The organism is Tritonibacter aquimaris, from assembly GCF_009617595.1.
In the GTDB taxonomy this organism is placed as follows: Bacteria; Pseudomonadota; Alphaproteobacteria; order Rhodobacterales; family Rhodobacteraceae; genus Epibacterium; species Epibacterium aquimaris.
The window spans coordinates 142,396-156,759 of record NZ_WIXK01000007.1; the positions used below are offsets into that span (position 1 = coordinate 142,396).

At 56.1% G+C, this 14,364-nt stretch carries 13 protein-coding genes; 6 read left to right on the forward strand and 7 right to left on the reverse strand.

What is annotated here, in order from left to right:
• Position 1: 1 nt before the first annotated feature.
• Positions 2-1,048, reverse strand: coding sequence for a rod shape-determining protein (locus GG681_RS14020; RefSeq protein ID WP_153548645.1), 1,047 nt, complete (start codon positions 1,046-1,048; stop codon positions 2-4).
• Positions 1,049-1,306: 258 nt separating this feature from the next.
• On the opposite strand from GG681_RS14020, the gene GG681_RS14025 reads away from it, so the two are divergent.
• Complete coding sequence (locus GG681_RS14025; protein WP_153548646.1) at positions 1,307-2,098, forward strand: 23S rRNA (adenine(2030)-N(6))-methyltransferase RlmJ; 792 nt, start codon at positions 1,307-1,309, stop codon at positions 2,096-2,098.
• A gap of 258 nt (positions 2,099-2,356) precedes the next feature.
• Here GG681_RS14025 and GG681_RS14030 read toward each other — a convergent pair whose 3' ends face one another.
• On the reverse strand, positions 2,357-3,931 hold the full coding sequence (locus GG681_RS14030; protein ID WP_153548647.1) for a 2-isopropylmalate synthase: 1,575 nt from the start codon (positions 3,929-3,931) through the stop codon (positions 2,357-2,359).
• A gap of 209 nt (positions 3,932-4,140) precedes the next feature.
• Positions 4,141-5,535, reverse strand: coding sequence for a MocR-like pyridoxine biosynthesis transcription factor PdxR (gene pdxR / locus GG681_RS14035; protein ID WP_153548648.1), 1,395 nt, complete (start codon positions 5,533-5,535; stop codon positions 4,141-4,143).
• 92 nt (positions 5,536-5,627) lie between these two features.
• Between pdxR and GG681_RS14040 the strand changes: the two genes are divergently transcribed.
• Positions 5,628-6,299, forward strand: coding sequence for a pyridoxamine 5'-phosphate oxidase family protein (locus tag GG681_RS14040; RefSeq protein WP_153548649.1), 672 nt, complete (start codon positions 5,628-5,630; stop codon positions 6,297-6,299).
• Positions 6,300-6,374: 75 nt separating this feature from the next.
• On the opposite strand, the gene GG681_RS14045 is transcribed toward GG681_RS14040, so the two are convergent.
• Positions 6,375-7,787, reverse strand: coding sequence for a 2-isopropylmalate synthase (locus GG681_RS14045; protein WP_153548650.1), 1,413 nt, complete (start codon positions 7,785-7,787; stop codon positions 6,375-6,377).
• A 164-nt stretch (positions 7,788-7,951) separates the two neighbouring features.
• Here GG681_RS14045 and GG681_RS14050 point away from each other — a divergent pair, with 164 nt between their 5' ends.
• Entirely contained in the window at positions 7,952-9,610 is a 1,659-nt protein-coding gene (locus GG681_RS14050) for an NAD+ synthase (protein WP_153548651.1), read from the forward strand.
• 167 nt (positions 9,611-9,777) lie between these two features.
• Here the strand turns inward: GG681_RS14050 and GG681_RS14055 are convergent, their stop codons facing one another.
• A complete protein-coding gene (locus GG681_RS14055) occupies positions 9,778-10,710 on the reverse strand; it encodes an MBL fold metallo-hydrolase (protein WP_153548652.1) in 933 nt (310 codons plus the stop codon).
• A 129-nt stretch (positions 10,711-10,839) separates the two neighbouring features.
• Between GG681_RS14055 and GG681_RS14060 the strand changes: the two genes are divergently transcribed.
• On the forward strand, positions 10,840-11,280 hold the full coding sequence (locus tag GG681_RS14060) for a DUF1801 domain-containing protein (RefSeq protein ID WP_153548653.1): 441 nt from the start codon (positions 10,840-10,842) through the stop codon (positions 11,278-11,280).
• A gap of 158 nt (positions 11,281-11,438) precedes the next feature.
• Positions 11,439-12,764, forward strand: coding sequence for a glutamate--tRNA ligase (gene gltX / locus GG681_RS14065; protein ID WP_153548654.1), 1,326 nt, complete (start codon positions 11,439-11,441; stop codon positions 12,762-12,764).
• An 86-nt stretch (positions 12,765-12,850) separates the two neighbouring features.
• Here the strand turns inward: gltX and GG681_RS14070 are convergent, their stop codons facing one another.
• Positions 12,851-13,420: a gamma-glutamylcyclotransferase family protein gene (locus GG681_RS14070; RefSeq protein WP_153548655.1), complete on the reverse strand. Its 570-nt coding sequence runs from the start codon at positions 13,418-13,420 to the stop codon at positions 12,851-12,853.
• 93 nt (positions 13,421-13,513) lie between these two features.
• Here GG681_RS14070 and GG681_RS14075 point away from each other — a divergent pair, with 93 nt between their 5' ends.
• Positions 13,514-13,963 (forward strand): RrF2 family transcriptional regulator, encoded by a 450-nt coding sequence (locus tag GG681_RS14075; protein WP_153548656.1) that lies wholly within the window; start codon positions 13,514-13,516, stop codon positions 13,961-13,963.
• Between the two features lie 144 nt (positions 13,964-14,107).
• On the opposite strand, the gene GG681_RS17775 is transcribed toward GG681_RS14075, so the two are convergent.
• A partial coding sequence (locus tag GG681_RS17775; RefSeq protein ID WP_214645146.1) for a hypothetical protein occupies positions 14,108-14,364 on the reverse strand: 257 nt, incomplete at its 5' end.

Genomic DNA, 14,364 nt, shown 5'->3' on the forward strand with positions numbered 1-14,364 from the left:
ATCAGCTGTCATAGTCGATGGCGTGGGCCAGTTGTTTTTCAAACTCCAGCGCCTTACCGGTGCCAAGTGCCACACAGTTCAGGCTTTCATCGGCGATAGAGACCGCAAGCCCGGTCTGTTCGCGCAGAGCAAGATCCAGATCGCCCAGCAATGCGCCACCACCTGTCAGCATAACGCCCCGGTCAACAATATCAGCCGCCAGATCCGGTGGGGTGGTTTCCAGTGCGGTCATCACCGCTTCGCAGATTTGCTGCACCGGTTCTGCCAATGCTTCGGCCACCTGTGCCTGGCTGATCTCGATCTCTTTTGGCACGCCGTTCAACAGATCGCGGCCGCGGATTTGCATGGATTGGCCACGGCCATCATCAGGCATACGTGCAGTGCCGATCGAGGTTTTGATCCGCTCGGCGGTTGCTTCGCCGACCAGCAGGTTTTGCTGACGGCGCAGGTAGGAAATGATCGCCTCATCCATGCGGTCACCACCGACACGCACGGAACGCGCATAAACAATGTCACCCAGCGACAGAACCGCAACTTCGGTGGTGCCACCACCAATGTCGACAACCATATTACCGGTTGGATCGGTGATCGGCATGCCCGCACCAATCGCCGCGGCAATTGGTTCTGCAATCAGACCAGCGCGCCGCGCGCCAGCCGAAAGCACCGACTGGCGAATAGCGCGTTTTTCCACGGGCGTGGCGCCATGGGGCACACAGACGATGATCTTGGGCTTGGAAAAAGTGGAGCGTTTATGCACCTTGCGAATGAAATGTTTGATCATCTCTTCGGCGGTGTCAAAATCCGCAATTACCCCTTCGCGCATCGGGCGGATCGCCTCAATGGAGCCAGGTGTCCGGCCCAGCATCAGCTTGGCGTCTTCACCAACTGCCAGAACTTTTTTCACCCCATCTTTGACGTGATAGGCCACAACAGAGGGTTCAGACAGGATCACGCCGCGCCCTTTGACATAAACAAGGGTGTTTGCGGTGCCAAGGTCGATGGCCATGTCCGAAGTGAACAGACCGCCTAGATTTCCGAAGAGCGCCATATAGTCGGGATCCTGTAAGTGCTGCAGTTTTCATCGACTCCTGAGAATAGGAGAGACGTGTTACGATCTTATAAGCAGCGCAGCCTGCGCGCGAAAGACTGGAATCGGTGACAGCAGCGCCTTTTCGCCTGCGACGATCAATTGATTTGGTGAAACACGCCAAGATATCTGTGCTGATGGGGCTGTAATCGGACGATCTGCGTAAAATTCCATCAGTTTACCATTTCGCGGGCGCGGCAGCCGGGCTAAAGGGAAAAGATGCTTTCCTATCAACATATCTATCACGCGGGCAATTTGGCGGATGTGCAAAAGCACGCTCTCTTGGCCTGGATGCTGTCTTATCTGACCCAAAAGGAAAAACCGCTCACCTATATGGAGACTCATGCCGGGCGTGGTCTGTATCAGCTGGATGCAGCCGAGGCGCTGAAAACCGGTGAGGCTGCAGCAGGGGTCGAGCGCATTCTGGCAGACGATATCCTGCCTGCCGATCATCCGTTGATCACAACTGTACTGGATTTGCGGAGACGTTTTGGCGAGGCAGCCTATCCCGGATCACCGCTCATTGCGTCAACTTTGTTGCGGGTGCAGGACAGTTTGCATTTTGCGGAGTTGCATCCGCAGGAAAACATTGCGCTGCGGCAGGCGTTGAAGGGGGCAGGGGCCAAGATTCACAAACAGGATGGTTATGAATTGGCGGTCTCTCTGGCTCCTCCGACACCGCGCCGGGGACTGCTGCTGATTGATCCGAGCTATGAGATCAAAAGCGAATACGGTAAAATTCCCGGTGTTGTGGCCAATATTCATCGTAAATGGAATGTGGGTGTGATCGCCCTTTGGTATCCGATTTTGCGCGATGGCGTGCATAAGCAGATGATTTCAGCGCTGGAGCATCAGGGGCTGCCTGGGGTGTTTCGCCATGAGGTCACATTTGCTGCGGCGCGTGAGGGGCATCGTATGGTTGGATCAGGCATGTTTGTAATCAACGCGCCCTACGGCGTTGAGGCTGAAGCAGAGCGGCTCAACCAGGCGTTTGCCAGGCTGAAAGGCTAAGCAGGTCCCCGAAAGCAAGTGCTCCCGCGCCTTTGTGAGAAGATCAGATTTTCTCCAAAGCCTTGGGCCCGGCAGCGCGCTTGCGCGCGCTGAAGCGCAACCTTGCACCGGAACGCACCTGCGCTGCGCAAGCAGCGCTGGGCCCAACGACGCAGCTAGGTCTGGCGTAGCCAGGGCTGGCTGTGTGGGCGGGAGGGGCTCGCTAACAAAAAACCGCCCAGATGGGCGGTTTTCGGTGTGTCTTTTCGCTGCGGCCGCTTACGTCACATCTTTGTAGGAAATTTCGCGGGCATCTGCGCCTTCACCCACTTTGCCGCGCCGTACGATCAGACGGTTCAGTGCGTGAATATAAGCCATAGCCGAGGCTACAACGGTGTCAGTATTGGCGCTCTCACCGGTGGCAATGATGCCATCTTCTTCAAGCCGTACCGTCACGGTGGCCTGTGCATCGGTTCCCGCGGTCACCGCGCTGACCTGATAAAGCTGCAGGCGCGCAGTATTCGGATGGATCTGGCGGATCGCTTTGAAGGTTGCATCCACTGGGCCATCGCCTTCTGAGGTGCCGGTCACATCCTGGTCGTCGATTTCCATCTCAACCGTTGCTTCAGCCGGGCCACCGGTGCCGCAGGTCACTTTCATGGAAACAAGCTTCAGATGCTCTTCTACCGCGCTGTCACCCAGACGCATCAGAGCAACGATATCGTCATCAAACACTTCTTTCTTGCGATCTGCGAGCTCTTTGAAGCGCACAAACAGATCTTTGAGCTGATTGTCACCCACCTCAAAGCCAAGCTGCGAGAGCTTTTCGCGCAGCGCGGCGCGGCCTGAGTGTTTGCCCAGCGGCAGCGACGTGCCAGAAAGCCCCACATCTTCGGGGCGCATGATTTCAAAGGTTTCTTTGTTCTTCAGCATGCCATCCTGGTGGATGCCGCTTTCATGGGCAAAGGCGTTTTTGCCAACAATTGCCTTGTTGAACTGTACCGGGAAGCCCGAAACTGTCGCCACGCGGCGCGACACATGCATGATCTTCTTGGTGTCGATCCCTGTGTGCCAGGGCATAATGTCATTGCGCACTTTCAGCGCCATCACCACCTCTTCGAGGGCCGTGTTGCCTGCACGTTCACCAAGACCGTTGATGGTGCATTCAATCTGGCGCGCGCCACCAGCGACCGCTGCCAGTGCGTTGGCCGTCGCCATGCCAAGATCGTTGTGACAATGGGTGGCAAAGATAACCTCATCCGCACCTGGTACGGTTTCGATCAGCCGCTTGATCAGATCCGCGCTTTCGACGGGCGCAGTATAGCCAACGGTGTCGGGGATATTGATCGTGGTGGCACCGGCCTTGATCGCAATCTCGATCACCCGGCACAGGTAATCCCACTCGGTGCGGGTTGCATCCATCGGCGACCATTGCACATTGTCCACGAGGTTGCGCGCATGGGTCACGGTTTCATGGATCTTGTCCGCCATCTCATCCATGGTCAGATTAGGGATGGCGCGGTGCAGCGGGGAGGTGCCGATAAAGGTGTGAATGCGCGGCTTGGCAGCATTGCGCACGGCTTCGGCGCAGCGGTCGATATCTTTCAGGTTGGCACGGGCCAGACCACAGATGACCGAGTTTTTCGAGCGTTCTGCAATCTCTGATACGGCGCGAAAATCGCCTTCGGATGCAATCGGGAAGCCCGCTTCGATAATATCAACGCCCATATCATCAAGCAGCTCGGCAATCTCGAGCTTTTCGTCATGGGTCATGGTTGCGCCTGGGCTTTGTTCGCCATCGCGCAGGGTGGTGTCAAAAATCACAACGCGATCGTTGTTGGAAACCTGTGTCATGCTGGGTGCTTTCTCTTTTCTGTCCTAACTCCACTTTCGGCGCGCAAACCAAACCCTCTGAGCGGGCGCGCCAAAGGGCACGCTCAGAGGCGGGTTAGGAGCAGTAGGTCACGCAGAAGCGCACCGCTGGATGCGGTAAGCGAATAAGAGATATCTGCGCGAATAATCATAAGGCTGATTTATACAGCGGAATGGGTAAATGAAAAGGGTCAAAACGCAGTTTTGAAACTGTGTTCAATATATGATCCAAGTTCCGCAATTTCTGTACCAATGATATCGTGATCGGCACCGCAAAAGCCGATCAATATCCCCTGACGCGCACTCACCGGATCATTGCGCGAAAGCGGCCCCACTGCAAAACCCGCCGCGGCGGCGCGGGCGCAGATCTGAATGTCAGTTTCTTTGGTGGTGGTGTTTAGGTGATAGGCGATTTGCATGCCGGCGCGATGGGTTTGAAACTTTCCCCAGCGCGTTGGCCAGTCCGATAAGGCCGCAATTGCAGCTTCATAGCGTTCTGCATAGTGGCGGCGGGTGCGGCGGATGTGGCGATCATATTGCCCATCGTGCATAAAATGAGCCAAGGGACGTTGTGCAGTGATACCCGCGCCCGCGCTTGGGTGAATGAAGCGGCTGCGCATCGGTGTGATGAGCGCAGCAGGCAGCAGAAGGTAGCCAAGCCGGATTTCATGCGAAAAGGTCTTTGAAAACGTCCCAACATAAAGGCAGCGTCCAAGCCGGTCCAAGGCTGCCATTGCAGGAACAGGTTGCCCCGCATATCGAAATTCGCTGTCAAAATCATCTTCGATGATCCAGGCGTCCTGATCATGGGCCGCCTGCAAGAACGCTTGCCGCGTCGCAACCGGCAGGGTCCCACCAAGCGGGAATTGATGAGAGGGGGTTAGAACCGTCACTTTTGCAAGCTGCGACGGAAGCTTGGGGCCCTGTTTGCCAGGGTTAAGCCATTTAATCGGCCAGCCGCTGCGGGCCGCAAAGCGGTGCAGGGGCACAAAACCCGGGCTTTCAAGGCCGATGTCTTGCCCATCGATGACCAGCTCGATCGCAAGCTCAAGCGCCTCGCGGGCGCCGGATGTCACCAGAATTTGCTCGGGGCTGCAGCTGATACCTCGCCAGCGACCAAGGTAGGCGGCGATTTCTTCGCGCAGTTTGAGATCACCAAATGCATCGTGCAATCTGCACAATGCGTCGGGCGTGTTGCGTGCAACCCGCGCAATGGTTCGCGCCCAGTTTCGGGTCGGAAAAAGCGAAGTGTCTGGTGCGCCCGGCTGCAACCTTTCGGCACGTGGCGGCATGTGTGTGGGCTTTGCCGGAACAGGGGACGACAGTTCAGCTATGGTGGCAACATCAGCAACAAAATATCCGGCGCCTGGACGGGCGAGCAGGTAACCCTCTGCCTGAAGTTGCTCATAGGATTGTATGACGGTGCTGCGCGAAATGCCCAGATCCTGTGCCAGTGCGCGTTGTGAGGGCAGGCGGCTTCCTTGCGCGATATCTCCTTTGGCGATGGCATCGCGCAGCCCATGTACCAGCTGCATATAAATGGGCTGGCGTGCATCGGCAGTGAGTATCGTCGAAAGATCAATCATATTGGTAGGTGAAAATAGTCAAAAACTGGATCTACTGAAAGATCCAATCTGAAAGTAGCTATCCAGAAAAGCAATGGAATTCGAAAGCTACAATGTCCCAGGCCAGTCTACCCCCAGCGCAGAACGATCTCAAAACAGAGCGCAGCCGATTGCGGCGCGCGCATGAACGGGGGCTTTATGATCGCGCAACAATTGACGCGGTGCTTGCGGCGATGCCGTTGGCCCAGATCGCCTATGTTCTGGATGGTGCGCCGTCGCTGTTGCCCACTTTGCAATGGCGTGAGGGGGACTATGTCTATTGGCATGGTTCTGCCGCGAGCCGGGCTTTGCGGGCAATGGAGGGTTCGCAGGTCTGTCTGAGCGTATCCTGCCTGGACGGTTATGTCTTGGCGCGTTCGGCCTTTCACCATTCGGTCAACTATCGCTCGGTTGTGTTGTTTGGCGAAGCAGAGCGGGTACACGGTGCACATGCAGAGCAAAGCTATGAGCGTATGTTTGATGCCTGGTTTCCTGGCCGTTGGCAGACCCTGCGCCCGATGACGGCGAAAGAGGTCAAAGCCACCGCAGTGATGCGCATGCCCATCACTGAAGGCGCGGCAAAGGTCCGCACCGGTGGGCCAAAGGATGATCTGGAAGATTATGATCTGCCGATCTGGGCGGGGGTGGTGCCGATCTCAATGGTGCTTCACCCGGCGTTGGATGATGAAAAAGCGCCTAAACCTTTGCCGCAGCCAGAACATCTGTCGCGTATTGAACTTGGCTAGAAAAAAGCCCGCATCCAAAAGGTGCGGGCTATTGATTCACGTAAGACATCGTTTCAGCAAAGGAAAAGTTGCTGGCTACTCTGAGGTGACGCCCTCTTTGGTGACAAGCGCCCCATTGTCCCATTGCCCAGCCGCTTCTTTGCCACTGGCATAGCGGATCACCCCGGTGCCCTGGCGTTTGCCGTTCAGGAATTCGCCTTCATAGATGTCGCCCTTTGCGTAGGTGGCCACACCTTTGCCGGTGATCTTACCCTCAAGCCAATCACCCTCATAGGTGAAACCGTCCACCATCACGATCTTGCCTTGGCCGTGACGCTGCCCCTTGTCGAAGCCACCAGTGTACACTGAGCCATCCGCATAGGTTACCACCGCAGACCCCTGACGCAGGTTGTTGTTCCAGTCCCCTTCATAACGGTAGCCATCCGCATAGGTCATTACACCACGCCCATGGTGTTTGGCGTTCTGGAATGCGCCAATATAGGTGACGCCGTTGGGATAGACAGAGGTGCCTTCGCCTTCGATGATGCCGGCTTTCCAATCCCCCTCATAGGTCGATCCATCAGGGTAGGTGACCTTGCCCTTGCCTTCGGGCAGATCAGCACGGAATTCGCCTTCATAGATTGAGCCATCGGGATAGTTCACCTTGCCCTGGCCTTCGATCTGACCGCCTTGCCAGTCACCAGAGTAGGTATAGCCATCGGTGCCGGAAAATGTGCCCTGACCCTGACGCAGATCATCTTCGAACATACCGTCGTAAGTTGCGCCATTGGCATAGGTCAGCTTGCCGCGCCCTTGACGGCGACCAGCCACCAGCGGCCCTTCGTAGATATCACCATTGGGCAGTGTTAGCTTGCCCTGACCATGCATCTGATCGTTGAGCCATTCGCCCTCATAGATCAGACCATCTGCAAGCGTCAGCTTGCCAAACCCATCCAGCTTGCCATCGCGCACATTACCTTCGTAAACAGCGCCATTGGGTTGGGTGATCTTGCCCTTGCCTTCTTTGCGCCCGTCAATCCAGTTGCCGGAATACTGATAGCCATTGGGATCGGTCAGCGTGCCTTGGCCGTGGTGCTGGCCATTGACGAAATCGCCCTCATAGCTCACGCCGTTGTTATAGCGCACCACACCTTGCCCGGTGATGGCACCCGCGGCCCATTCGCCCTCATAGGTGCCGCCATCCGCAAAGGTGATTTTGCCGATCCCTTCGGGCTGGCCTTTGACAAACTGGCCTTCATAGATTGACCCATTGGGGTAGCGCGCCGTGCCTTTGCCCTGAATTTCACCCGCGGCCCATTCACCGCTGTATTCATAGCCATTGGGCAACGTATAGGTGCCGGTGCCATGTTGCAGCCCGTCTTTGAAGGTGCCCTCATAAAGGCCGCCGATTTCATCCTGGATTGAAACAACCTGTGTTTCCTGCGCCCAGCTGGCGGTGCTCAAGACCAGCACGGTCGAAATTGCGGTAAGAGTGCCAACGCGGAACATGAAAACCTCTGTGTGCCTGGGATACGGCAATAGCCGACATAATTGCTTGGGCAAAAACTATGCTAGCGCTGCGATTGTCGCAATGTCTTTTGCACCCAACCCTTCCCCTTGGCGTATGATCTGGTAAATGGCAGGGGAACCATCCCGAAAAGGTGAGTATCAAGATGGCAGATCGTTTTCGCATCACTCTGGCGCAGCTGAACCCAACCGTTGGGGATCTGGCTGGCAATGCAGCCAAGGCCAAAGCCGCCTGGGAAGAGGGGCGTGCAGCACAGGCAGATCTGGTGGCATTACCAGAGATGTTTCTAACGGGCTACAACACCCAGGACCTGGTGCAAAAGCCTGCGTTTTATAACGCCGCTATGGCAGAAGCCGAAGCCCTGGCGAAAGCCTGTGCTGATGGGCCTGCGCTTGCGATTGGCTGCCCGTGGTACGATGGGGGTAAGCTGTACAATGCGTATCTGGTGCTGCGCGATGGCAAAATCGCCAGCCGCTGTTTGAAGCACCATTTGCCCAATGAAACCGTCTTTGACGAGGTGCGTATCTTTGATGCCGGGCCTCTTGGTGGTCCCTATGCGATTGGAGATATCCGCATCGGCTCACCGGTGTGCGAAGATGGCTGGCACATGGATGTGGCGGAAACGCTAGAGGAAACCGGCGCTGAGTTTTTGCTGATTCCCAATGGCTCTCCTTATTATCGCAACAAGATGGAAGTGCGCCAAAATCATATGGTTGCGCGCTGCATTGAGACTGGTTTGCCGGTGATTTACCTCAATATGGTGGGGGGGCAGGATGATCAGGTATTTGATGGCGGCACCTTCGCGCTGAACCCAGGTGGAGAGCTTGCACTGCAGATGCCTGTATTTGACGAGGCGATTGCGCAGCTCGATCTTGAGCGCACCGCCGATGGTTGGCGTATCATGTCCGGCGAAAAGGCACATCTGCCGGACGCCTGGGAGCAGGACTACCGCGTGATGGTTGAAGCGCTACGCGATTATCTGCGTAAAAGCGGCTTTGGCAAAGTGCTGCTCGGGCTTTCGGGCGGTGTGGATTCTGCATTGGTTGCAGCAATCGCGGTGGATGCGATCGGGCCTGAGAATGTGCGCTGTGTGATGCTGCCATCTGAGTACACTTCGGCTGAATCGCTCGCGGATGCGGAAGCCGTCGCCAAGGCGCTGGGCGTGCATTATGACTATGTGCCAATTTCCGAGGGTCGCGATGCGATCACCAATACGTTGGCGCCACTGTTTACCGGGCGTGATGCAGACCTGACAGAAGAAAACATACAGTCGCGTTTGCGCGGTCTCCTGTTGATGGCGATGAGCAATAAATTCGGCGAAATGCTGCTCACCACCGGGAATAAATCCGAGGTCGCGGTGGGCTATGCCACGATTTATGGCGATATGAACGGGGGCTACAATCCGATCAAGGATCTTTACAAAACGCGTGTGTTTGAGACCTGCCGCTGGCGCAATGCCAATCACCGGGGCTGGATGAAGGGACCTGAGGGTGAGGTGATCCGCCCCAATGTGATCGACAAGCCCCCCTCAGCAGAGCTGCGTGAAGATCAAAAAGACAGCGACAGCCTGCCGGACTACCCGGAGCTGGATGCGATCCTTGATATTTTGGTGGATCAGGATGGCTCGATTGCGGACTGTGTTGCCGCTGGTTTTGACCGTGACGTGGCCAAACGGGTGGAGCATCTGATTTACATCAGCGAATACAAACGTTTTCAGTCTGCGCCCGGCGCGCGCCTTACCCCGCGCGCGTTCTGGCTGGATCGGCGCTACCCAATTGTGAATCGTTGGCGCGACCAGGGATAATCATCACCTTCATTGGGAAGATAGGGTTCAAGAGCAAGCGCTCCCGCCCGGCTTCGGTTTGTAAACAAACCTGTGCCAGTTGGGCGTAGCGCCGCGCTTTGCGCGGCGCTACGCCCAAGGTTGAGGGGGTAACAGCCCCCGAAAGCGCGGGAGCACCCTGAGCGGGATCAGATTTTGAACTGATAGCTCACAGGGACAAAGCGAAAGCCTGACCCGCGGGTTTCCACAAAACCCATGCCGGGAAATGGCATGTGGTAGCCGATCATTGGGATCTTATCGGTTGCAAGCATATCGAGGTTCTTGCGGCGGGTTTTGGCCGCTTGTTCTTTGTCACCATCAAATACGATTGCCCAATCAGGGTTTTGGAACGCCCAGACATAGTGATTGGCCATATCCGCAGTCAGCAGCAGCTGCTGGCCTTCACTTTCCAGCATATAGATCGTGTGACCAGGGGTGTGGCCCGCAGCAGAAATGGCGGTGATGCCCGAAACAACACTTTCACCATCTTTGATGAACGAGGTTTTTTCGGCCAGCGGCGTCACGTTTTTCTTCACCAGCCCACCGACGCGGTGGCTTTCGTCAAATCCTGACCAGAAGTTATACTCGGCCGCAGCCGTGACATAGCGTGCATTGGGGAAGGTCGCTGTGCCATTGCTCATCAACCCGCCAATGTGGTCGGGATGCATATGGGTGATCACCACCACATCAATCTGCTCAGGCGTGACGCCAACTTCGGCCAATCCGGCCTGAATGCCGCCATTGCCCAGGCCTGTGTCAAACAGCACCAGTTCAGATCCGGTATCAACCAGCGTTGGCGTAAAGTAGAACTGCGCGTCATCGGCCGAGATAAAGTTCGCTGCAGACACGGCTTTGAATTCGTCTTCGGTGGTGCTGGTGCCAAAGATGTCCATGGCGCCTTCTCGCACGGAGGAGCCATCCAAAATTGTGGTGACAACAAATTTGCCGATGGCAAAGCTGCGGGCGATGGTGCTGTGTGCCGGGGTGACCGCGCCTTTGGCCAGCAAGGGGCGCGCAGTTAGTGTCAGGGGCAGGGCAGCAGCCGCACCCAGTGCAGCGCGACGGGAGAGTTTAATAGACATGGGGAAAGACCTCACTCCAATGGGGCGTTTTAACACCTGTAACCTAGGTCATTTTGGCGAGGAGGCGATTAAAGGCTGATGACACCCGCGTGAGCTTTGCTACACTCTATCCAGCCGAGAGGAGTGGGGATGGCGCGAAAATCATCGCAAAATAAAACCCAGCCAACGGATCTCGATGTGCAAGCGTTTCTTGCACAAGTCGAACCGGCGCGCCGCTCCGACGAAGCGGCTCAGCTGCTGCATCTGTTTTCGCAAGCCACAGGATTTGAGCCAAAGATCTGGGGCAGTTCGATCATTGGTTTTGGCCGCTATCATTATACCTATGCCTCAGGGCGCGAGGGAGCATTTCTTGCCACTGGGTTTGCCCCACGCAAAGCGCGGCTGTCGATCTATATTATGCCCGGCTATCAAGACTATGGCGCACTGCTCGCGCGGCTCGGTAAACACAAGCTTGGCAAATCCTGCCTTTATGTAAACAAGCTTGCGGATATTGATCTGGCCGTATTGTCCGAGCTGATCCAGCGCGGGCTGCAGGATCTCAATAAAATCTGGCCGGTTCATCCCGCCTAGCACCTGGCTAACGCGGGATTTACCTTCAAGCGGTTAAAGCTCAACGCGCTGCTTTCACCTTTTTACAAATACTCCCGCCGGAGGCAGCGCCCGCAAGGGTGCCCAACTGGACAAAGCTGCGCGCATATGACAGATCAAAGCGCAACAGGAGATGCTTGATGACCACCACCCGATTTGCGCCTTCGCCCACCGGCTACATTCACGTGGGCAACCTGCGCACCGCGCTGATGAATTACCTGATTGCTCGCAAGGCGGGCGGTACATTTATTCTGCGTATTGATGACACTGATCCGGAACGCTCCAAAGAAGAATACGTAGATGCGATCAAACAGGATCTGGAATGGCTTGGCCTGACCTGGGATCGGGTCGAACGCCAATCTGAGCGGATCGACATGTATGTGGACGCAGCCAATAAACTGCGTGACGCTGGTCGTTTCTATGAAGCGTTTGAAACCCCAACCGAGCTGGACCTGAAGCGCAAAAAGCAACTCAATATGGGCAAGCCGCCGGTCTATGACCGTGCTGCGCTGAACCTTTCAGATGACGAAAAAGCGGCGCTGCGTGCAGAACGTGGTGATGGTGTCTGGCGCTTTAAGCTGAACCAAGCGCGGATTGAATGGAAAGATGGCATCGTAGGCGATACATCGATTGATGCGGCCTCGGTTTCTGATCCGGTGCTGATCCGCGGCGATGGCCAGTTCCTTTATACGCTGGCTTCCGTTGTTGATGATACCGATATGGGTGTGACCCATGTGGTGCGTGGCTCTGATCACGTAACCAACACCGCAACCCAGATCCAGATCATGGAAGCTCTGGGCTTTGATCACCCCGAATTTGCCCACCACTCGCTGCTGACCGGCCCGCAAGGCGAAGCGCTGTCCAAGCGTCTTGGCACATTGGCCCTGCGCGATCTGCGCGAGCAGGGCGTGCAGCCAATGGCGCTGCTGTCGCTGATGGCGCGTCTGGGTTCTTCTGATCCGGTTGAGCTGCGCGGCGATATGGCTGAGCTGGTTGATGGCTTTGATGTTGCGCGTTTTGGCACCGCGCCGACCAAATTTGATGTGCAGGATCTCTTTCCGCTGACTGCGCGCCATCTGCAGGCGCAATCAGCTGAGGATGTGAAATCCGAACTTGATGCGCTTGGTGTTCCCGCAGATCAACAGGCCGCATTCTGGGACGTTGCACGCGAAAACATCACCACGCTTGCGGATCTGCAGCAATGGTGGGCCCTTTGCCAAGAAGGGGCCGAGCCGCTGATTGCAGATGAGGACAAAGACTTCATTTCTGAGGCGATGACGCTTCTGCCCGAAGGTCCTTACGATGCGGATAGCTGGAAAAGCTGGACCACTGCTGTAAAGGACGCCACCGGACGCAAGGGCAAGGGTCTGTTCATGCCACTGCGCAAAGCTGTGACCGGCATGGAGCGTGGCCCCGATATGGGGGCATTGCTGCCGCTGATGAAAGTGGTGCGCGCCCGCGGTTAAGCTGCGCAAAACGAGTTGCGAAAAAGGCGCGCCCGGGTGGTGCGCCTTTTTTGTTGCCCGGTTTGGGTGATGTTCCGTGGGTGATGCTATTCCAAAGGGGTGCGAATTGCAGTGGTCTGGTTGAGGTAATGATCCACCAAGGCCTGCTCTTGTGGGCTAAGAACCTGCGCGCGCGGATACAGCGGCGCTGCGCGATCATCTATGAAGGGGCGATCCCAGCCAGAGGTGCTTTGGAAAAACGCGGCCACACCTGCTTCCCCAAAGACCTGTAAGTACCCTTGCACCACAACATCAAGATAGCTGAGCCAGACAGGGTAGGCGGGCTGGATCTGATTATATGGGCTTTCGGGCACCGCATAGACCTGTATGTCACGGGCGCGCGGGTGCTTATGGTGCACGTTGCTGCTGGCCTGTAGGCGTTCATAGGCAAATTCGCGATCGTCCAGGGCGTCCCAATCCGCGCCCGGCACCGCCGCGATCAAACCATCAATCGCCGTGTTGGGATTTGCAATAACCGATAGAAACGCCATGTCTCGCACTTCGGTCTGCACCCATGATCGTTGCCACCCTGTGAGACGCGCAGGCTGTGTGTCGCGATAGCTATGGGTCGCGACATTCACGAGACTGCCATAGCCAAAGAAGTAGGGGCTGCTCATATGGGTTTCTCCGTTTCCTATTGATGTATGTCAAACCGGTCTTTGGGCCGCTGTGCAAGGGTTGTGTACAGATTGCTAAAGACGGAGATGATCATGCGTATTACCAAACGGACCAATATCGCAGTACGTCTGTTGATGTATTGTGCCGCCAATGATGATCGTCTGGTCACCAAGGCGGAAATCGCTGAGCGCTGCAACATCTCCGAAAACCATCTGGCCCAGGTGATCAACCAGCTGAGCCAGCGTGGCTTCCTCAATACCCACCGCGGCCGCCGAGGTGGTATTGCTCTGGCGCGCAAGGCTGCTGACATTCGGGTTGGGGATGTGTTCCGTCAGGTCGAAGGGGCTGTGCCGATTGTGGAATGTTTTGGTGATGATCAGGACACTTGCCCTCAGTTGAAAATCTGTCGCCTGCGCACGGCGCTGTCAGATGCAACCCAGGCGTTCTTTCAGGCCCTGGACGAAGTCACGCTGGATGCCCTTGTCAGTGACGGTAATGAGCTGATGGACATCATGAGCCCCGCTCCCTGCGTGCGCGCCTGATCCACACCTGCCTGAAACTCTTTACATATCTGGGCGCTGGTTCTGTGAATCGGCGCCCTTTTTGCGACTCGTCCTTTCCTGATCAAAGTTCCGATTCATGTGATTTGCCGTGTTTCTGTGGATAAGTATGTTGGTTGTTTTGGGTTATGTTGTTTTTGGGATGTTTTGGGGATTTGCGTTTGGTTTTTGGTTTTGGGATTTGGATGAATTGAGGCTGTGTTTGCAGAAAAGATTTAAGTTAACACTTTGATATTGTGCGATTTTTGTAGTTTTTGGTGTTTTTGGTGACTTTTTGTGAATTTTTGGGTTGCGGGTGTTTGTTGTTAGCACTAGAACCCCCTTCACCGGCGGCGCTGAGGCGCTACTGAGACACACCGGACGGTGCGGCGGCGACGCTGAGT

What these genes read in the sequence shown, in the direction of transcription:
- GG681_RS14020 (WP_153548645.1), bottom strand. Translation starts at nt 1,048, where the DNA reads ATGGCGCTCTTCGGAAATCTAGGCGGTCTGTTCACTTCGGACATGGCC.
- GG681_RS14025 (WP_153548646.1), top strand. Translation starts at nt 1,307, where the DNA reads ATGCTTTCCTATCAACATATCTATCACGCGGGCAATTTGGCGGATGTG.
- GG681_RS14030 (WP_153548647.1), bottom strand. Translation starts at nt 3,931, where the DNA reads ATGACACAGGTTTCCAACAACGATCGCGTTGTGATTTTTGACACCACC.
- pdxR (WP_153548648.1), bottom strand. Translation starts at nt 5,535, where the DNA reads ATGATTGATCTTTCGACGATACTCACTGCCGATGCACGCCAGCCCATT.
- GG681_RS14040 (WP_153548649.1), top strand. Translation starts at nt 5,628, where the DNA reads ATGTCCCAGGCCAGTCTACCCCCAGCGCAGAACGATCTCAAAACAGAG.
- GG681_RS14045 (WP_153548650.1), bottom strand. Translation starts at nt 7,787, where the DNA reads ATGTTCCGCGTTGGCACTCTTACCGCAATTTCGACCGTGCTGGTCTTG.
- GG681_RS14050 (WP_153548651.1), top strand. Translation starts at nt 7,952, where the DNA reads ATGGCAGATCGTTTTCGCATCACTCTGGCGCAGCTGAACCCAACCGTT.
- GG681_RS14055 (WP_153548652.1), bottom strand. Translation starts at nt 10,710, where the DNA reads ATGTCTATTAAACTCTCCCGTCGCGCTGCACTGGGTGCGGCTGCTGCC.
- GG681_RS14060 (WP_153548653.1), top strand. Translation starts at nt 10,840, where the DNA reads ATGGCGCGAAAATCATCGCAAAATAAAACCCAGCCAACGGATCTCGAT.
- gltX (WP_153548654.1), top strand. Translation starts at nt 11,439, where the DNA reads ATGACCACCACCCGATTTGCGCCTTCGCCCACCGGCTACATTCACGTG.
- GG681_RS14070 (WP_153548655.1), bottom strand. Translation starts at nt 13,420, where the DNA reads ATGAGCAGCCCCTACTTCTTTGGCTATGGCAGTCTCGTGAATGTCGCG.
- GG681_RS14075 (WP_153548656.1), top strand. Translation starts at nt 13,514, where the DNA reads ATGCGTATTACCAAACGGACCAATATCGCAGTACGTCTGTTGATGTAT.